The 17,198-nt window shown below is 45.1% G+C and carries 14 protein-coding genes; 8 read left to right on the top strand and 6 right to left on the bottom strand.

Translation table 11 applies throughout. The features are described 5' to 3' along the window. Positions 1 to 36: 36 nt before the first annotated feature. Positions 37 to 1,473, bottom strand: a complete 1,437-nt coding sequence (nhaC, locus tag IX91_RS10430; protein WP_004748491.1) for a Na+/H+ antiporter NhaC — start codon at positions 1,471 to 1,473, stop codon at positions 37 to 39. 448 nt (positions 1,474 to 1,921) lie between these two features. Here nhaC and asd point away from each other — a divergent pair, with 448 nt between their 5' ends. Both asd and IX91_RS10420 read left to right on the top strand, forming a co-directional pair. Next, entirely contained in the window at positions 1,922 to 3,037 is a 1,116-nt protein-coding gene (gene asd, locus IX91_RS10425) for an aspartate-semialdehyde dehydrogenase (RefSeq protein ID WP_004748493.1), read from the top strand. A gap of 71 nt (positions 3,038 to 3,108) precedes the next feature. Next, entirely contained in the window at positions 3,109 to 3,519 is a 411-nt protein-coding gene (locus IX91_RS10420) for a hypothetical protein (RefSeq protein WP_004748495.1), read from the top strand. Here the strand turns inward: IX91_RS10420 and IX91_RS10415 are convergent. Beyond that, positions 3,516 to 4,364 carry an ion transporter gene (locus tag IX91_RS10415; protein ID WP_004748496.1) on the bottom strand — a complete coding sequence of 283 codons (849 nt, stop codon included), beginning with the start codon at positions 4,362 to 4,364 and terminating at the stop codon, positions 3,516 to 3,518. The two genes, IX91_RS10420 and IX91_RS10415, sit on opposite strands and share 4 nt — an antisense overlap. 49 nt (positions 4,365 to 4,413) lie before the next feature. Continuing rightward, positions 4,414 to 5,052 carry a YchE family NAAT transporter gene (locus IX91_RS10410; RefSeq protein WP_004748498.1) on the bottom strand — a complete coding sequence of 213 codons (639 nt, stop codon included), beginning with the start codon at positions 5,050 to 5,052 and terminating at the stop codon, positions 4,414 to 4,416. A gap of 612 nt (positions 5,053 to 5,664) precedes the next feature. Between IX91_RS10410 and adhE the strand changes: the two genes are divergently transcribed. Next, positions 5,665 to 8,367, top strand: coding sequence for a bifunctional acetaldehyde-CoA/alcohol dehydrogenase (gene adhE / locus IX91_RS10405; protein WP_004748499.1), 2,703 nt, complete (start codon positions 5,665 to 5,667; stop codon positions 8,365 to 8,367). A gap of 201 nt (positions 8,368 to 8,568) precedes the next feature. After that, positions 8,569 to 10,743 carry a CHASE3 domain-containing protein gene (locus tag IX91_RS10400; protein ID WP_004748500.1) on the top strand — a complete coding sequence of 725 codons (2,175 nt, stop codon included), beginning with the start codon at positions 8,569 to 8,571 and terminating at the stop codon, positions 10,741 to 10,743. A 709-nt stretch (positions 10,744 to 11,452) separates the two neighbouring features. On the opposite strand, the gene minE is transcribed toward IX91_RS10400, so the two are convergent. Genes minE through minC form a run of 3 tightly spaced genes read right to left on the bottom strand, consistent with a single transcriptional unit; the run spans position 11,453 to position 13,210 of the window. After that, positions 11,453 to 11,716: a cell division topological specificity factor MinE gene (gene minE / locus IX91_RS10395; RefSeq protein ID WP_004748503.1), complete on the bottom strand. Its 264-nt coding sequence runs from the start codon at positions 11,714 to 11,716 to the stop codon at positions 11,453 to 11,455. Beyond that, positions 11,717 to 12,529 (bottom strand): septum site-determining protein MinD, encoded by an 813-nt coding sequence (minD, locus tag IX91_RS10390; RefSeq protein ID WP_004748505.1) that lies wholly within the window; start codon positions 12,527 to 12,529, stop codon positions 11,717 to 11,719. It lies immediately after the preceding gene. Positions 12,530 to 12,547: 18 nt separating this feature from the next. Next, the gene (gene minC, locus IX91_RS10385; protein ID WP_004748506.1) at positions 12,548 to 13,210 is read right to left on the bottom strand and encodes a septum site-determining protein MinC; all 663 of its coding nucleotides are present in this window, start codon (positions 13,208 to 13,210) and stop codon (positions 12,548 to 12,550) included. A gap of 161 nt (positions 13,211 to 13,371) precedes the next feature. On the opposite strand from minC, the gene IX91_RS10380 reads away from it, so the two are divergent. The 4 genes from IX91_RS10380 (at position 13,372) to IX91_RS10365 (ending at position 17,094) form a co-directional block, all read left to right on the top strand. Continuing rightward, a complete protein-coding gene (locus tag IX91_RS10380) occupies positions 13,372 to 13,659 on the top strand; it encodes a YcgL domain-containing protein (RefSeq protein ID WP_004748507.1) in 288 nt (95 codons plus the stop codon). A 43-nt stretch (positions 13,660 to 13,702) separates the two neighbouring features. Next, entirely contained in the window at positions 13,703 to 14,668 is a 966-nt protein-coding gene (locus tag IX91_RS10375; protein ID WP_004748508.1) for a lytic murein transglycosylase, read from the top strand. A gap of 56 nt (positions 14,669 to 14,724) precedes the next feature. Beyond that, a complete protein-coding gene (locus tag IX91_RS10370; RefSeq protein WP_004748509.1) occupies positions 14,725 to 15,666 on the top strand; it encodes a LysR family transcriptional regulator in 942 nt (313 codons plus the stop codon). Between the two features lie 228 nt (positions 15,667 to 15,894). Further along, positions 15,895 to 17,094 carry a NupC/NupG family nucleoside CNT transporter gene (locus tag IX91_RS10365; RefSeq protein ID WP_004748510.1) on the top strand — a complete coding sequence of 400 codons (1,200 nt, stop codon included), beginning with the start codon at positions 15,895 to 15,897 and terminating at the stop codon, positions 17,092 to 17,094. The last annotated feature ends 104 nt before the right edge of the window (positions 17,095 to 17,198 follow it).

The raw sequence follows: 17,198 nt of genomic DNA, 5'->3' as shown, positions 1-17,198 counted from the left end.
CTCAGTTGAGGCGCTTTTGCTATTTGTTGAGTGGGTTTAAGCTGTTTGCTTAGCTAACTCTGTTTCTTCGTCAGCAACTTCTACGGTCGCCGTCGGTTCACACTTATCAACAAACCAACCCATGTAAGAAGTGATTATGGTGACGATGATACATACGAAGCTCAACCACATAAACGGCGCGTAAGAGAGGGTTGCGACACCAAGAATACTCGCCATGTAGATACCGTTGTCACTCCATGGCACCATACCTGAAGTCAATGTGCCACCAAACTCTGCATTACGTGACAGGTTCTTGCGTTTGTAACCCAAACGGTCGTAGTTCTTAGCACAGATCTTAGGCGTTAGGATAAGAGATACGTACATCGCTGAGCCAAATACGTTACCCATAAATGCAGTACCAATGGTGCTAGTTGCTAGAGAACCAGCGCTTTGAACGCGACGCTCAAACAGTTTAGCAATCGTTTCTAGTACACCGACTTTATCTAGTAGGCCGCCGAAACCTAAACCAAATACGATAACCGCCACTGAACCAAGCATTGATGACATGCCACCACGGTTAAGAATCGAATCTATGAAACCAACGCCTGATTCAATCTCAAAAGGTGCCCAAGCGGTATTGAATGCTTGTAGGAAGTCTACGTCTTGAATCATCACTGCCCAGATAATACCCAGCAGTGAGCCAAAGCTGATGACCGGGAAAGAAGGCATGCGCATCGCGAGTAAACCAAGCACGATAACCACAGGCACAAAAGAGTAAGGTGTAATGTAGAACTGTTGCTCCATCGCTTGGATAACAGATTGCACCTGAGACATATCAACATTACCCGCGTAGTGGAAGCCAAACGCAGTAAACATGATTCCGGTAATAATGTAACTGATCAGGGCAACTGGCAGCATGCCTTTAATGTGCTCAACTACTTCAACGTTAGACATTGATGAAGCCAAGATAACTGAGTCTGACAGCGGAGACATCTTATCGCCGAAGTAACAGCCTGATAGCACTGCACCTGCGGTAATTGGAGCAGGAACACCAAGACCTTGACCGATACCCATCATCGCGATACCAGCAGTACCCGCAGCGCCCCATGATGTGCCTGTCGCCAGAGCGGTTAGGGAACAGATGATCATCGTGGCTAAAAGGAAAATTGAAGGATGGATAGCTTTCAGACCATAGTAGATGATAGTTGGAACAATACCACCTGAGATCCAGGTACCGACCAAAGCACCAACGGCAAGTAAAATGAGTACGGCACCTAGTCCGTTAGAAATTCCGTTCAGAGCTGCTTTTTCTAACTCTTTGTATTTGTGACCTAAACGGATACCTAAAACGATGATAATGAACCAGCCAATGTATAGAGCTAGCTGAATGGGTAAATCAAGTTTGGCGGTGAACGAAAACGCCATTAGCAAGAATAACCCAAGGGAGACAACAACCTGCATCAAGCTTGGCAGACGGGGAGTATGTTGTGTCATACGGAGCCTCTTAATTGTTTATTAGCAAATGTAAACAGGGGAACAGTTCTGCTTACGAAGGAGTGTTAACCCCTTTTTAAGGACGTAGGGCACTCTACATTAGATAGAATAATATTTCGATAAATTGTCGCTTTCGTGTGAGTTGTGTCTGTTGATTAAATTATTGCTAGTTAAAAATGTGGTTAAACGTTAAATCTTATCGTGATAGTTGTTTCTAATTGTAAATATTGTGTGGCACGAACTTTTCGTTGTTGTTTTGTCTGTGGCGTGTTTTTGTAGAGGTAAATAACAAGTGGTGAAAAAGTCTACAAAACAAGGCTTCTGGTCGGCATTAAGGAAATAAGAAATAAAAGTTACAGATTTGATGCAATTTTCTCTTGAGATTTTGCTGCGAAAATTGAATATTGAGCTATTCCCTTTTTAAAATTGAATACACGGAGAGTTGAGAATGAGAGTAGGTTTAGTCGGTTGGCGTGGCATGGTGGGTTCTGTGCTAATGCAGCGAATGGTTGAAGAGAAAGATTTTGACCTTATTGAGCCAGTTTTTTACAGCACATCTCAGATCGGTATTCCTGCACCTAACTTAGGTAAAGAGGCAGGCCTACTTCAAGATGCTTTCGATATTGAGAGCCTAAAACAGCTAGATGCAGTGATCACTTGTCAAGGTGGTAGCTACACGGAAAAAGTCTACCCAGCACTACGCCAAGCAGGTTGGAAAGGCTACTGGATTGATGCCGCATCAACTTTACGTATGGCGCAAGATTCGATTATTACATTAGACCCTGTCAACCTAAGCCAGATCCAACAAGGTATCCACGGTGGTACAAATACCTTTGTTGGTGGTAACTGTACAGTGAGTTTGATGCTGATGGGTTTAGGTGGCCTATTTGAGAAAGGTCTGGTTGAGTGGACAAGCGCGATGACTTACCAAGCGGCTTCGGGTGCGGGCGCTCAAAACATGCGTGAGTTGATATCGCAAATGGGTGTGATCAATGATTCCGTCAGCTCTGAGCTAGCTAATCCTTCAAGTTCAATTCTAGATATCGACAAGAAAGTCGCTGACACCATGCGCGGCGGCTCTTTCCCAACAGATAAGTTCGGTGTGCCACTAGCAGGCTCTCTGATCCCTTGGATTGATGTTAAGCGCGACAATGGTCAAAGCAAAGAAGAGTGGAAAGCAGGAGTTGAAGCGAACAAGATTCTTGGTTTCAGTGATGCACCAGTGCCAATTGATGGAACCTGTGTTCGTATTGGCGCGATGCGTTGTCACTCTCAAGCTCTGACTATCAAGCTGAAGCAAAATGTGCCTATGGACGAGATCGAAGAGATGATCGCAACGCACAACGACTGGGTTAAAGTGATCCCGAATGATCGCGATATCACAGCGCAAGAGCTAACGCCTGCGAAAGTAACAGGTACCTTGTCAATTCCAGTAGGTCGTCTACGTAAGATGGCAATGGGAGATGATTTCCTAAACGCGTTTACGGTTGGTGACCAACTGCTGTGGGGCGCAGCTGAGCCGTTACGTCGTACGCTACGTATTATCTTGAATGAAATAGCTTAACCTCAATTAGATTTGCCTTTATCAATCAAGACCCTACTCTTTTAGTAGGGTCTTTTTTATTAAGGTAATCAATGAGTATCCCACGTATCTTTCTTGCTGTCGTTGCGGCGATCGCAGCATGGATCGTTACCCATATGTTGGTTGGCGAGTTAATCTCATGGGCCGCGATACTGTTCTGCCCAGAAGAGTTTGGCAGTGGTGGGGTTTGTTATGTCGGCTGGTGGACAGATGTCGTCTTCATTTCTGATGTAATCGGTGTTGGTCTGTCAGCATGTGCAACCATATTAGCGGCTGTGTGGGCTGCGAATAGTCATAGCCTAAGAGTGTCGAGGGTGACGTACTGCATAGGTATGCTACTGGCGAGCGGGCTTGTTATAAGCACTTGGTTAAGTTGGCTTGCCGTATCGTCATGGTTTAGCGCGCTGATCTTCGGTTGGTTAACCGTCAGATACTTAGACCAGCGATACGCTATTCAAAACTAAGTTGACTTTTCAACAGGCACCACACGCAGATCAGGGTCAGCTAATTCGCTACCACAGTGCTTACAGTGTAGGGCGTCACTATCATGTCCCGTTTGCATACAGTTCGGACATTTAACCAGTGTCTTGTGTGAGCTCATCTCTTGGTTTAGTTCAGCCGTAATAATACCAGTAGGTACCGCCAGTATTGAGTAACCCAACAGCATCGTCATCGAGGCGATGGCTTTACCCAGAGCGGTTTGCGGCACTAAATCACCATATCCGACCGTGGTAATGGTCACGATCGCCCAGTAGATGCTTTGTGGAATACTGGTAAAGCCGTTTTTTGGTCCTTCAATTACATAAATCAGTGCACCAAAAATAGTGACCAAAATGGCAACTGTGGTAAAGAAGATAAAAATCTTACGCTTTGCCATCAGCAGAGATCTAAGCAAGATATTCGAGTCTTGTAGATAACGCACCAGTTTTAAGATGCGGAAGATGCGCATTATCCTCAACGCTCGGATCACACCCATAAACGAAGCCGCCGGGAAGAAGAAGGCTAAATAGGTGGGGAGAATGGCCAGTAAATCAATCACACCGTAAAAGCTTTTCGCATAAGCGGCTGGCTTTGGAGAGCAGTAGAGTCTTAACAAGTACTCCAGTGTGAACAAAGCAGTAAAGGTGTACTCAACGTATCTAAGTTGTGTACCCCAGCTTGCTTTAACAGACGGAATGGACTCTAAGACCAGTACGATCAAAGAAGACAAAATCGCCACAATAAGCGCGAGATCAAATGCTCGCCCAGCTTTAGTGTGGGTACCAAAGATAATAACGTAAAGGTGATGCTTTAAAGAGTGTCTCGGCATGATAGAGCGATATTGATTTAGGTCGCTCTATCATACTCGATTAATTTGATTAGGCTAACCCAGGGAAGAGATTGCGTAGGCCGTTAGCAATAAACTCAATGCCTAGAGCGCCCAGAATAAGACCCATAATACGCGTGATGACGTTAATACCGGTTTGACCTAGGAAGCGCACGATAAGTGGTGCAGAGCGAAACAGAAGCCACGTGCATAGTGCGAACAGTACGATGGTGACTATGATTCCAACGGTATCAAACATACCTGGATAACGCGAGCCATAAACAATCGTTGAGCTGATTGCACCGGGGCCTGCCATAAGGGGCATCGCTAATGGCACAACACCAATCTGTTCGCGACTGACGTATTCCGACTTTTCTTGTTTGTTCTGTTTATCTTCACCGAGCTTACCACTCATCATCGAGAAGGCGATACTTAGCAGCAGCAACCCGCCTGCCACACGAAACGAGTCTAACGAGATGCTAAACATGTCGAGCAGCATTTGGCCTGCCATTAAAGAGACAACCAAAATAATAGCCACTGCTAAGTTGGCGGTCACTGCCGTTTTGTTTTTCTCTTCTTGAGTCATATGACCGGTTAAAGAAACGAACACAGGCATGATACCAACAGGGTTAACTGCTGCGACTAAGCCAAGAAAAAACTGCAAAAAGATTGCGATTTCGAACGTTTGCATTCGGTGTGCCTACACAAGTAAAAGAGGAAACGGATTACATGCGGAATATAGTTGAAAATTTGCCCATGAACGAATGAAAAAAACTAAAGTTAAAACGATGCCATTACTGAGAAAATCTTATTATTGAAAAAAACGTAAATACTAATGACATACTTTGTTACGTAGAATGTGGTTGAAAAAATGAGCGTTTTACATAAACGTTAACATTCGCACATTTTCAGTAAAAAATAAGTCCGATTATAGAGAGATAGTTCGCTTTGGATATACTCTCAGTAGCACAAAGTTTATGGATTACATGTAAGTCTGTGGTCAGAAAATGAAACTTTTTTACAAAATATGGTCAGATTGCAAGTTTAGTTGTTCAATTGATGCAAAAATGCTCAATGATATTTTGTGATTTAAGTCTATGATAAATATGGATTTAAACGAAAAATTGAGATTCTTGTACCACTAAGTGGGTAAATAGTTTTTCAGAACTGATCTGGGTCAATTTTTTTCATAACCTGAAATAATATACTCAGTCCTGAAAGCGATTTACTAAGAACTCTGTTCTAACAATCACAGTGGCCTTACTAAAAAGTTTTTAATATTTATCAATTTAGGAGATTCACTATGCCTGTAACTAATATGGCTGAACTAGATGCAATGGTTGCTCGCGTTAAAGCGGCACAAGCAGAGTTTGCAACCTTCTCTCAAGAGAAAGTAGACGCAATCTTCCGTGCAGCATCTTTAGCAGCTAACCACGCTCGTATCCCGCTAGCACAACAAGCGGTTGAAGAGTCTGGCATGGGTATTGTTGAAGACAAGGTTATCAAAAACCACTTCGCGTCAGAGTTCATCTACAACAAATACAAAGATGAAAAAACTTGTGGCATCTTAGAAGAAGACGACAACCTAGGTACAATGACTATCGCAGAACCTGTAGGTATCATCTGTGGTATCGTACCAACAACTAACCCAACATCTACTGCAATTTTTAAATCACTAATCTCACTAAAAACTCGTAACGGCATCATCTTCTCGCCACACCCACGTGCGAAAAACTCAACCAACGATGCAGCGAAACTGGTTCTAGATGCAGCAGTAGCAGCGGGTGCTCCAAAAGACATCATCGGTTGGATTGATCAGCCATCTGTAGAGCTTTCTAACGGTCTAATGAAGCACGACGACATCGCTCTTATCCTTGCAACTGGTGGTCCAGGTATGGTTAAGGCTGCTTACTCTTCTGGTAAGCCAGCAATCGGTGTTGGTGCAGGTAACGTTCCTGTAGTAATCGACGAAACTGCTGACGTTAAACGAGCAGTAGCTTCTATCCTAATGTCTAAGACTTTCGATAACGGCGTAGTATGTGCTTCTGAGCAGGCTGCAATCGTAGTTGACGAAGTATACGACGAAGTGAAAGAGCGTTTTGCAACTCACAAAGCCGTTGTACTTAGCAAAGCTGACGCAGATAAAGTACGTAAAGTCCTTCTTATCGACGGCGCACTTAACGCTAAAATCGTTGGTCAACCAGCAGCAGCAATCGCTGAGCTAGCAGGTGTTAAAGTTCCTGCAGACACTAAAGTTCTTGTTGGTGAAGGTCTAGGTAAAGTTTCTTACGATGACGCATTCGCTCACGAGAAGCTATCTCCAACGCTAGGTCTATTCCGCGCTGACGACTTCGAAGACGCAGTAGCTCAAGCGGTAACTATGGTTGAAATCGGCGGTATCGGTCACACATCTGGCCTATACACAAACCAAGACACAAACGCAGACCGCATCCGTTACTTCGGTGACAAGCTAAAAACTGCACGTATTCTTGTAAACATCCCAACGACTCACGGTGGTATCGGTGACCTTTACAACTTCAACGTTGCACCTTCGCTAACTCTAGGTTGTGGTTCATGGGGTGGTAACTCTATCTCTGAGAACGTAGGTCCTAAGCACCTTATCAACAAGAAAACTGTAGCGAAGCGAGCTGAAAACATGTTGTGGCACAAACTACCTAAGTCTATCTACTTCCGTCGTGGTAGCCTTCCAATCGCTCTTGGCGACCTAGAAGGTAAGAAACGCGCATTCCTAGTTACTGACCGTTTCCTATTCAACAACGGTTACGCTGATGAAGTAGTGAAACTACTGAAAGCTCAAGGCATCGAAGTTCAAGTATTCTTCGACGTAGAAGCGGATCCAACTCTATCTGTTGTTGAGAAAGGTGCTGAAGCAATGAAGAGCTTCCAGCCAGACGTTATCCTAGCGCTAGGTGGCGGTTCTCCAATGGATGCGGCTAAGATCATGTGGGTAATGTACGAGCACCCAGAAACGCACTTCGCTGAACTAGCAATGCGCTTCATGGATATCCGCAAACGTATCTACAAGTTCCCTAAAATGGGTAAAAAAGCTGAGCTTGTTTGTATCACTACCACTTCAGGTACGGGTTCAGAAGTTACTCCATTCGCTGTTGTTACCGACGACAAGACTGGTGCTAAGTACCCACTAGCTGACTACGAAATCACGCCAAACATGGCTATCGTAGATGCGAACCTAGTAATGAACATGCCTAAGTCTCTAACAGCGTTCGGTGGTTACGATGCAGTAACTCACGCTCTAGAAGCTTACGTATCTGTTCTAGCGAACGAATACTCAGATGGTCAAGCTCTACAAGCGCTTAAGATGCTTAAGGAATACCTACCATCAAGCTACGCGAACGGTGCAAACGACCCAATCGCTCGTGAAAAAGTACACAACGCAGCAACTATCGCTGGTGTGGCATTTGCGAACGCATTCCTAGGTGTTTGTCACTCTATGGCTCACAAGATTGGTGCTGAGTTCCACCTACCACACGGTCTGGCGAACGCACTACTAATCTCTAACGTTGTTCGTTACAACGCGAACGATAACCCAACTAAGCAAACTGCGTTCTCTCAATACGACCGCCCACAAGCACGTCGTCGTTACGCTGAAGTTGCTGACCACCTAGGCCTAAGCCAAGCTGGTGACCGCACTGCTCAGAAGATTGAACGTCTACTAGCATGGTTGGATGAGCTTAAAGGTAACCTAGACATTCCAATGTCTATCCAAGCGGCGGGTGTTTCGGAAGCTGATTTCGTAGCGAAACTAGACGAGCTAGCTGTTGAAGCGTTCGATGACCAGTGTACAGGTGCTAACCCACGTTACCCTCTAATCACTGAGCTGAAAGAAGTTCTACTTGCTTCTTACTACGGTAAAGCGTTCGTTGAAGGTGAAACTTTCGAAGGTACTACAGTTATCAAGAAGAAAGCAGACCAAGAAGCAGCGAAAGCAGCACCAAAAGCTAAGAAAGCAAAAGCTGAAGCATAATAAGTAAGATTCAGCATGAGATAAGTTTTCGCTAGCACGACACTTATCTATCGGGAAAAGACCAAAGCCCCAGTCGAAAGACTGGGGCTTTTTTCGTCTACTTGGTTAGGGTTAATTGTTCGATAAACTTTTTATTTATGTCTATACCTATAGTTAAGTAACGCTCCATATGGAAGAAGATTACTCGTCAAGGATAGAACCATGAATTTTAATAATATTCCCTTAAGGTTCAAAATCGCGCTAGGTACAGGGGCTCCGCTCATTCTCCTCGTGTTTTTGGCCTTTGTTGCAATCACAAGTTCACGTTCCCAGGTCCAAACTAATGCCATGGTTGACCATACTCACAATGTTATTCAGCAGGCGATGAGGATTGAAGCGGCTGCTGTGGATATGGAAACAGGTATGCGTGGGTTTCTTCTCGCAGGTAAGGAGGACTTTTTAGCTCCTTACCTGAATGGTCAACAGAGATTCACTAAGCTGGTGGCTGAGCTTAAGAGCACGGTTAATGACAACCCAGTTCAGGTCAAGCGTTTAGAGGATATTGAACAAACGATCAATGATTGGCGAGTCAATGTCACTGAACCTATCATCGAACTTAGGCGTGAGATTGGGCACGCTAAAACCATGGATGATGTGTCAGACCTCGTCGGGGAGGCGCGCGGAAAAGTCTATTTCGATAAGTTTCGCGGACAAATTGCTTTGTTTACGGAGCGTGAGGTTCAGCTCTTAGAGCAGCGACAAAAAAACAATAAAGATAAGTTTGATAACAGTGTTTTCTCCCTTGTCACCTTGAATGAGCAAGGTTATTTAGAAAAGTCAGAAACAGAAGAGCTGCTTAGTTCGTTTTCCCAACTCAGTGAATCTACAGATTGGGTCAACCATACCTATAAAGTGATGGCTTCTGCCCAAGACGTTCTTGCGGCCGCTGTTGATATGGAAACCGGAATGCGCGGTTATCTGCTCGCGGGCAGAGATGATTTTCTCACCCCGTATAACCAAGGCAGTGGAAAGTTTAAGCAACTGATGTTTAAACTTAAACAAACCGTCAGCGATAACCCTCAGCAAGTTAAGCTGTTAGAAGAGATGAACGAGACCATCAGTGAATGGCAAGCTGAGGTTGTTACCCCCATCATCAATTTGAGACGAGAGATTGGTGACGCCAAAACGATGAATGATATGGCAAAGCTTGTCGGTGAAGCGCGAGGCAAGGTCTATTTCGATCAATTTCGTAGCCAAATTGCTGAGTTTGTTGCAATGGAAGATGGCTTGATGGATGAGCGTCAAGCGGCGGCCGAGTCGGCTGCTAAAACAACAGAAACGACTTTAATGCTTGGTACGTTGATAGCGATTGGTTTAGGTTCTGTAATTGCTTGGGTGGTGCTTAAAGCGATAACTGTCCCGGTTAGACAAGTAGCAACCGGTCTTGAGCGTTTAGCCGAGGGGGATTTAACCAATACTATCGATATCGATTCTAAAGATGAATTAGGCGCGATGGCCGCTAGCTACAATCAGGCTGTGAAAAAAACCAATGGGGCGATTCTCGAAGTATTGCGCACTACGGACGAGGTAGTTGACGGCACAATGTCGATCACGCAGGCCAATACGAACATGTCACATGAGTTAGGGGTTCAATCTGAGAAGATTGCTCATATTTCATCATCTATTGAACAGATGAGCCACAGCATTCAAGAGGTGGCGACGAAATCTTCAGAAGCCACGGCAAATGCACAAGCTGCAGGTGTTACCGCTAACTCAGGTGGTGAAGTTGTTCAAAATACCATTGAGGGAATGAACGCCATCAATGAGGCGGTTACAGCGTCTTCGAATAGCGTTGCAGAACTAGGAAAACGCGGTTCTGAAATTGGCGAAATTATCAGCGTGATTAATGAAATTGCTGAGCAAACGAATTTGTTGGCACTTAATGCGGCAATAGAAGCTGCACGAGCTGGTGAAGCTGGGCGAGGTTTTGCTGTAGTTGCAGATGAAGTTCGTGCATTGGCAGATAGAACCACATCAGCAACGAAAGAGATCGGACAATCGATTGAAGCGATTCAAAACGAAACCTCACTTGCGGTTGAACGCATGGAGGTAGGGGCGACACAAGTCACTGAAGGACTAGAGTTAGTCAAAAGAGCTGGGGTCAGCCTTGATGAGATTGTCGATGGGGCGCAAACCGTGGCTAATATGATCGATAGTATTGCGGCGGCTGCCGAACAGCAATCAGTAGCCAGCGGGGAAGTCTCAAAGAACGTTGAAAGCGTGTCTGAAGTGTCTGTTGCTGCCAATGAACAAGCTAACTTGGCCGCGAGCTCTGCTCAAACTCTAGAGCAGAAGGCTGAATCTCTGAAACATCTTGTTAATCAATTCAAGGTGTAAGAAAGGGAACGGACTTCGTCCTCGGGAATCTGGAACGCTGCGCTTTTGGAAAGCGGGATCGGGCTTCGCCCTGCTAGAAAACGAGTGTTGAATCTATAAATAGTTATCCAGCTCTCTGTCATTTGATAGAACGACGAAGAAGTGAGTAGGGAATCTCTTTGGGTATTCGACTTGCTTCAAGAGATCCCCAACTCGCTCGTGCCTCACTCTTGAGGATGACAAAATAATTTAGTGAACAAGAGTTGTCAGTTGGTTCTAACCTAGCAAACTTTCTCCAGTTCTCTGTCATTCCATAGAACGACGAAGGTGTGAGTAGGTAATCTCTTTGGGTTCAAGAGATCCCCAATTCGCTCGTGCCTCGCTCTTGAGGATGACAAAATAATTTAATGAACAAGAGTTGCTAGTTGCTTCTAACCCCGCAAATTTTTTCCAGTTTTCCAGTTCTCCAGTTCTCCGTAGGACGAAGTCCGTTCCCGCACCCCGCATCCATAAGCGAAGCGTTCACAAATAAAAAGGGTTGATGCTCTCACATCAACCCTCGAAACTTCTCTAGCTCTCTAGCTCTCTAGCTCTCTAGCTCTCTAGCTCTCTAGCTCTCTAGCTCTCTAGCTCTCTAGCTCTCTAGCTCTCTAGCTCTCTAGCTCTCTAGCTCTCTAGCTCTCTAGCTCTCTAGCTCTCTAGCTCTCTAGCTCTCTAGCTCTCTAGCTCTCTAGCTCTCGTCTTCTGGTAACTTAACGTTGAGCTCTAGTACCGAGATGTCGTCATCTTTGTGCTCGAATGACAAATCAACCATAGAAGGGTCGACAGCGACGTACTTACTGATCACCTTAAGAATATCTTCTTTTAGCTGTGGTAAGTAAGACGGTGCAGGGTCACCTTGGCTACGGCGCTCGGCAACAATAATCTGTAGACGCTCTTTGGCTAAATTTGCAGAGCTTTTTTTCTGGGGACGGAAAAACTCAAGTAATGACATTTAGCCTCCGAATAGTCGTTTAAAGATTCCTTTCTTCTGTTCAGTCAGGAAGCGGAAATCCACTTGCTGACCTAGCAGGCGCTCAACGGTGTCGTTGTATGCCATACCTGCGTCAGACTGCTCGTCAAAAATGACTGGCACGCCTTTGTTCGAAGCATTCAGTACCGCTTGGCTCTCAGGGATAACACCCAGTAGAGAGATATGTAGAATCTCTTCAACGTCTTCGACGCTTAGCATCTCACCTTGGTTCACTCGCGCTGGGTTGTAGCGCGTTAGCAGTAGGTGCTGCTTCACTGGTTCTAAACCTTCTTCTGCTCGGCGAGACTTAGAGTCTAAGATGCCCAGAATGCGGTCAGAGTCGCGTACAGAAGAAACTTCAGGGTTAGTGGTAACTATCGCTTCATCTGCAAAGTATAGCGCCATTAATGCACCTTGCTCGATGCCTGCTGGAGAATCGCAGATAATAAAGTCAAAGCCCATTTCGTCTAATTCATCTAAGATGCGACGAACGCCTTCTTTCGTCAGTGCATCTTTATCGCGAGTTTGAGAGGCAGGGAGAATGAATAGGTTCTCTGTGCGCTTGTCTTTGATCATCGCTTGGTTCAATGTCGCTTCGCCGTTGATTACGTTGACGAAGTCGTAAACCACGCGGCGTTCACAGCCCATGATAAGATCTAGGTTACGCAAACCAATATCGAAATCGATAACTGCCGTTTTCTTTCCTTTTACAGCAAGGCCTGAAGCGATTGCGGCGCTTGAAGTGGTTTTACCCACACCACCTTTACCTGAAGTGACAACAATAACGCGTGCCATTATGTGTTCCTTATAAGATTAAATCGTTAACAACTCGAACTTAAGTGAGTCGTTTTGCAAGCTGAACATAACTTTTTGCTGCCAGAACTCGTCGGCGAACTGCTCAGTGAGCCAGTAGTGTCCTGCGATCGACATAAGTTCGGCATTGAGCTTATTGCAGATTATGACTGCGCCAGTGTTTCCACTCGCCCCTGCTATCGCGCGGCCGCGTAGAGTACCGTGGATATGAATAGATCCATCTGCAATGACCTCAGCTCCCTCGCTAACATGATTGAGTACCACAAGATCGCTGTCCTTGGCATATATCTGCTGCCCAGAACGCACCGGAGTACGAATGATTTTGGTTGGTGCCATTTTCGCAGGAGCTTGAGCTGGCGATTTACTTGCCGACATCACGGCAAACTTTGCTTCAGAAGCTAAGTTTTGTGTTCGCTTGTCTTTGCATCCTGTGACGCCTACCGGAATCATACCAGCTTGGGAAATACCTTCTTTCAGTCTCATAAAGTCAATGTCACCATCGACTTTTGAAATATTGATGACAACAGGTGCATGAGCAAAAAATGCCGGCGCTTGTTCTACCTTTTCTTGTAGGAAATGAATAGTTTTATCAATATTGTTGTCAGAAAGGTGCAAAACTGACAAAGTAAAGCTGCTGCCTTTTAGGTCTGGGGTCTGTGACATCTTTTACTTACAACCTCTTAAGGGCGTTGCCTGAGACTAGGGGTGTCATGTTATATTCCCAGAATAAGCACAGCAAGTTATCTTGCGCTCAATTGAGTGTTTTGCTTGAAAAAATAGCGAAACATTGACGTTCCAACGATTAAACGGACAAAAGGCTTCCAATGCTTTGTGCAATTTACAAAAGTTCTAAAAAAGAAGGCGCTTACTTATATATCCCGAAAAAGGATGATTTTTCACAAGTTCCTGACACTTTAATGCAGATGTTTGGCAAACCTATTATGGTTATGGTGGTCAAAATGGAAGGGCGCACACTGGCACAAGTTGATGTCGAGAAAGTAAAACAGTCTTTAATAGATGATGGCTTTTTCTTGCAGTTGCCACCGCCACCAAAAAACCTACTCGATGAATATAAAGAGCAAAAACAAGCTCGTCAGCAATCTGAAGAGTAAATAATAATTAGATTGTTGGTTTCTATTGCTCAAGGAGGGCAATGTGAAAAAACTACTGTCAGTCGTTCTAGGATTAACACTCTCTACCTCTATTTATGCGAATGAGGTCAGTTTTGAGCAATATGTTGAAGGCTTAAAACAAGAAGCTCGAACCAATGGTATTTCGGAGCAAATTATCAATCAGGCTTTTGACAATGTGACTCATAAGCCTCGTGCTGTAAAAGCGGATAAGAACCAACCGGAAAAGAAGTTAACACTGGATGAGTACATTCCTCGTGCAGTCCCTGATTGGAAGGTAAAACAAGCGAAAGCGCTATACAAAGAGCACTATGCTGAGTTAAGCCGAATTGGTGAAGAATACGGTGTACAGCCACGTTTTATTGTAGCGCTTTGGGGAGTTGAGAGTAACTTTGGTAAGTTCACTGGTAACTACCCAGTGATCGATGCACTATCGACGCTCGCTTACGACGGTCGCCGAGAAGCCTTTTTCCGCAAAGAAACCATGGCCGCGCTGCAAATCTTGCAAGAAGGACATATCTCAGTCGGCGACTTTAAAGGCTCTTGGGCCGGGGCGATGGGGCAATGTCAGTTTATGCCAAGCTCGTTCCTTTCTTATGCTGCTGACGGAAGCGGTGATGGTAAGAAAGACATTTGGAATACAGAAGCGGATGTATTTGCTTCAGCCGCTAATTATCTGAGTCAATCTGGTTGGAATGACAAGTTCACTTGGGGACGTCAGGTTAAGCTACCGCAAGGTTTTGACATGGACCTAGAAGGCCGTGTTGAAGGTAAAGAGAAAACCCTAGCGGAATGGAATCAACTTGGCATCACTAGATACGATGGCAGTTCACTGCCACAAGTGGATGTGGATGCATGGTTGACCGCGCCAGACAATGCCAACGGGCGAGTCTATCTGGTTTACAACAACTACAATGTACTGATGAAGTGGAATCGCTCTTACTACTTCGCTTTAGCTGTCAGTCATCTCGCTGATAGAATTACGTTGTAGACAAACAATTTAATCAAAAGGAGCTCTCTTGAGCTCCTTTTTCTTTTGGAGATCCTGTGCTTTCAGAACGTGCTGCGCAAATGGTAGTGTTTGCCGCTTTGCTCAAACATAAGAATTTTACCTTGGCTGCTAAAAGCTTAGGTGTCTCGGTATCTCATGTGAGTAAGCAATTAGCTCAGCTTGAATCATCGCTGGGTGTAAAGCTTGTACAACGTACCACGCGAAGCTTTACGCCTACCGAGGCTGGGCAAAAATTTTATAAACATTGTGCTCAGTTGGTTTCGATAGTTGGGGAGGCTCAGCTAGAGGTTGAAAGCCAGCGTGATGAGGTAGCAGGGCTAGTGAAAATTGGTTTGTCGCAATCTTTTGGTACTTTGCACATCATTCCTGCAATTGATGAACTGCGCCAGCAATATCCTAATCTTCAGGTTGAAGTGCATTTGTTCGACTACAAAGTAGATATGCTAGAAGAGGGGTTGGATCTGTGGATTACCAACAATGAACATCTTCCAGAAGGCTATGTGGCTCAGCGCTTAGCGGACTCGCAGTTTGTTGTGGCAGCCTCTCCTGATTATTTAGTTAAGCATCAAACCCCAAGTCACCCAAGTGAACTGACGGAGCATAATTGCCTGATTTATCGAAGCTGGGAAAGGGATTATACACGATGGTCATTTAGCAGCCCTCAAGAACAGTTGAGTATTAAAGTCTCTGGGAATTATTCGGTCGACTTAGCAGAAGCGGTACGTGATGCCGCGGTTGCAGGGTGGGGCATCGCTTATCTAGCGACTTATCTTATTGGTGATGAGTTTAAAACCGGGCAACTTATCCAGCTGTTTCCCGATTGGAACGCTTCGCAGAGCATGCCATTTTACGCAGTCTATCCAAGTCGTCGTTTCTTACCTAAGAAGACGGTAGCCGTGATCGATTTTATAAAGCAGAAAATTGGCAACCCGTGCCATTGGGATAAGAAACTAGCGCCCTATATTCAAAGGCCCTGACTGCGGCATCTTGGCAAGAATACTTTTTCGTACTCCATAAACATAATTTCCATTTGGAAAATATAGTAATAAGCAAACGTTTATATGCTTAACTATCAATGAGTTATCTGTGTGGTGGTTTTTTAAGCTATGCAGAATACATCCAGTTAACAACTGTGACTTGCATCTCATTTTTAGATGGCTAGACTCCGACGCCATTCTTGTTCCCCCTTCTGTCGGATTCATGTTATGAACTCAATTCTTGGTGTTGTAGCCATTCTATTTACCGCTTGGCTGCTCTCTACAAATAGAAAGAAAATTAATTTTAGAACAGTATCGCTCGCGTTTGCATTGCAAATTACCTTTGCGCTATTGGTGTTGTACGTACCAGCAGGCAAAGAAGCGCTGAACAGCGTGACAGGCGCCGTCTCCAACCTTATTAACTATGGTCAAGAAGGTATCGCTTTCTTGTTTGGCGGCTTGGCAACAGGTGGCTTTACGTTTGCAATCAACGTTCTTGGCATCATCATCTTTTTCTCGGCGCTGATTTCTGGCTTGTACCACATTGGGCTTATGCCAAAAGTGATCAACCTCATTGGTGGTGGGCTGCAAAAGCTATTGGGTATTGGTCGTGCTGAGTCTTTGTCTGCAACAGCAAACATTTTTGTCGGCATGATTGAAGCACCGCTAGTGGTAAAACCGTACTTAAAACAGATGACGGACTCGCAGTTTTTCGCTGTTATGTGTGGTGGTCTTGCTTCCGTCGCTGGTGGCACCTTAGTTGGTTACGCGTCGCTAGGTGTGGATCTCAACTACCTGATTGCCGCGGCGTTTATGTCGGCTCCGGCAGGTTTACTGATGGCAAAGATCTTAGTACCTGAAACGGAAACCATCAGCCCAAGCACTGAGCTTGATAATGCCGAGATGCCGAAAGCGACCAACGTCGTTGAAGCCATGGCTGACGGCGCAATGTCTGGTTTACGCATTGCCGTCGCTGTTGGCGCAACCTTACTTGCCTTTATCAGTGTGATAGCGATGCTTAACGGCATGCTAGGGTGGGTTGGCAGTCTAGTTGGAGTAGAGCTGAGTTTTGAGCTAATCCTTGGCTACCTGTTCGCGCCAGTGGCGTGGCTACTCGGCATTCCTTGGAATGAAGCAATCACTGCAGGTTCGTTAATCGGTAATAAAATTGTTGTGAACGAGTTTGTCGCCTTTATCCAATTAATGGATGTCAAAGCACAACTAAGTGAGCACTCACAAGCTATCGTAACCTTTGCACTGTGCGGCTTTGCTAACATCTCAACTATGGCTATGCTCATCGGTGGCTTAGGAAGCCTAGTGCCTGAAAAGCGTCCATTCATTTCCAAATACGGCTTCCGCGCCATTGCGGCAGGTGTCATGGCAAACCTAATGAGCGCATCAATTGCTGGTGTGATTCTTAGCCTTTAAGAGGCGAGGGCGGACTTCGTCCTTCGGGAACGGGCTTCGCCCTATGGAAAACTAGACGGGACTTATTAACCACAGCGGAACAACTTTAGTTATCCAGTTACCCA

The organism is Vibrio tubiashii ATCC 19109 (assembly GCF_000772105.1).
GTDB lineage: Bacteria > Pseudomonadota > Gammaproteobacteria > Enterobacterales > Vibrionaceae > Vibrio > Vibrio tubiashii.
The sequence above is the reverse complement of the archived record's forward strand: the minus strand, read 5'-3'. Positions and strand labels throughout refer to the sequence as shown.